1 protein-coding gene is annotated in these 1,932 nt (G+C 47.4%); it reads right to left on the reverse strand.

The annotated features are described in order from the left end of the window. Nucleotides 1-51 precede the first annotated feature (51 nt). Complete coding sequence (locus tag COV52_02215) at nt 52-1,923, reverse strand: site-specific DNA-methyltransferase (protein PIR11770.1); 1,872 nt, start codon at nt 1,921-1,923, stop codon at nt 52-54. Nucleotides 1,924-1,932: the final 9 nt, after the last annotated feature.

Genomic DNA, 1,932 nt, shown 5'->3' on the forward strand with positions numbered 1-1,932 from the left:
CTTAAAGCCTTTTATCGTTAATTTATCCAAAGAAGTTCCCATAGCCCCTCCCTATATCGACTTCACATCAGTGCCCGGAGACATCTGTTTGAAGATTTGTTCCACGTTGATCTTGACGGCGTCGGACACAAAACCACTATCGCGGAAGACCACGCGCAAAGGCTCGAACCCGGCCAGTTCCTTGACCAAGTCCTCGTTCACGCCGGTATCGAAGCAGGCGACCAGGGCGTTTTCGTCGACAAAGAAAACGGTCTTGCCCTGAATAGTTTCCTTGCGGATGGGCAGCGACAGATCCACGCCCCAGTCCAACAATACCTGGAAGAGCAGGTCTTCGGGCTTACGGTCCAGCTTGATGTTGTCGGTGAAAATCTTCAGCTGACCTTGCTCGATGAAGTCCGGCGTATAGTAGACGTCGGCCATGTTGGATGAATCGATCTTGAGGACGCGGAAGCCGATGTCCTTGTTCCATCCCTCGTGGCATTCATCTTTCAGAGTTTTCTTGCCTGCTCGACGGATGCGTTCCTTGCTAATTTCAGCGATAGTTTTGTAGCCTGCCTTGAAGGCCTCAGACTTTTCGTCGCACGGTTCAGGGAGCTGTACCATAATGAATTTGCGGTTGCCACCGTCTTCAGCGTTAAGTTCCATAACAGCATGCGCAGTTGATGATGACCCGGCGAAAAAGTCCAAAACTATAGAATCGGAATCAGATGCAATCTGAAGCATGCGTTTTAACGCAGCGACAGGTTTTGGCGTTGAGAACACTTCTGCTTTCCCAAAGAGGGAATTCACCTCTTTCTTTGCTTGCTGCGAGTGACCAACTTCTTTATTAGTCCACCATGTCCAAGGAACATATCCTTCTGTTTCTGACAAATATGTTTTTCTGCGCGGGACACCTTTCCCGTCTGCTCCAAACCAGAAACGACCTTCAGCCACTTGTTGCTTAAACACTTCTTCTACATTCTTCCAACAGCGGCCTTCAGGTGGAGAATATTCGGCACCACCTGAAGTGATAATTTTGTACATCTGATTCGGACGAAAGCCTTGAGCTGTAAAATCTGAAGACACCCATGGCCCTCTCGGATCATTGTCAGGGTTTTTATAGTTTGATTTTTGCTCATCAGATAGAGGCAATTTCTTGAAAGTTGACTTCGCATAATCTGAATTTTTGGCATAAACTAAAAAATACTCATGCGCCTGGCTGATAGCTGTTCTCATGTCAGGGGATGTACGTTTTTGCCATATGATATTGGCCATGAAGTTCTTCTCTCCAAAAACTTCATCGCAGAGCTTTAGAAGATTAGCAGCCTCTCCATCATCTATGCTTATAAACATGACTCCATCTTCTGCGAGTATGTTTCTCACCAATTTCAGCCTTCCGTACATAAGTGAAAGCCAGTCTGAATGAAACCGTCCATTGGCTTCAGTATTTGTAACTAGCCGATTACCAGCCACATCTTTTTGATTCGATTTTCTCAAAAACTCCTCTGAACTTTCAGCAAAGTCATCATCATAAATAAAATCACTACCTGTGTTATATGGTGGATCGATGTAAATCAACTTGACCTTGCCAAGATATGTCTCCTGAAGCAGCTTCAGCGCCTCCAGATTATCCCCCTCAATGAACAAGTTCTTTGTCGTATCAAAATCCACACTCTCTTCACGACACGGCCGAAGCGTCTTGGCAATCGGCGCATTAGCCGTCAGCAATGACTCACGCTTCCCCGGCCAGTTGAGGTGGTAGCGTTCCTGCGGACCTTCCACGATGGACTCGGATAACTCCTGCCGCAGCTGGTCGAAATCGACCGCAAACCTCAGCTTGCCGTCTTCGCTCTGGGCCTCGGTCACGCAACCGGGAAACATCTCACGAATGCGGGCTATGTTCTCCTGGGTCAGGTTCGGGGAGTGCATTTTCATCTTTTCCATATAAAACCT

The sequence above is a fragment of the Gammaproteobacteria bacterium CG11_big_fil_rev_8_21_14_0_20_46_22 genome (assembly GCA_002796245.1).
Classification (GTDB): domain Bacteria; phylum Pseudomonadota; class Gammaproteobacteria; order UBA12402; family UBA12402; genus 1-14-0-20-46-22.

Excerpts from the sequence above, each read along its gene's own strand:
- COV52_02215 (PIR11770.1), bottom strand. The coding sequence starts at position 1,923 with ATGGAAAAGATGAAAATGCACTCCCCGAACCTGACCCAGGAGAACATA.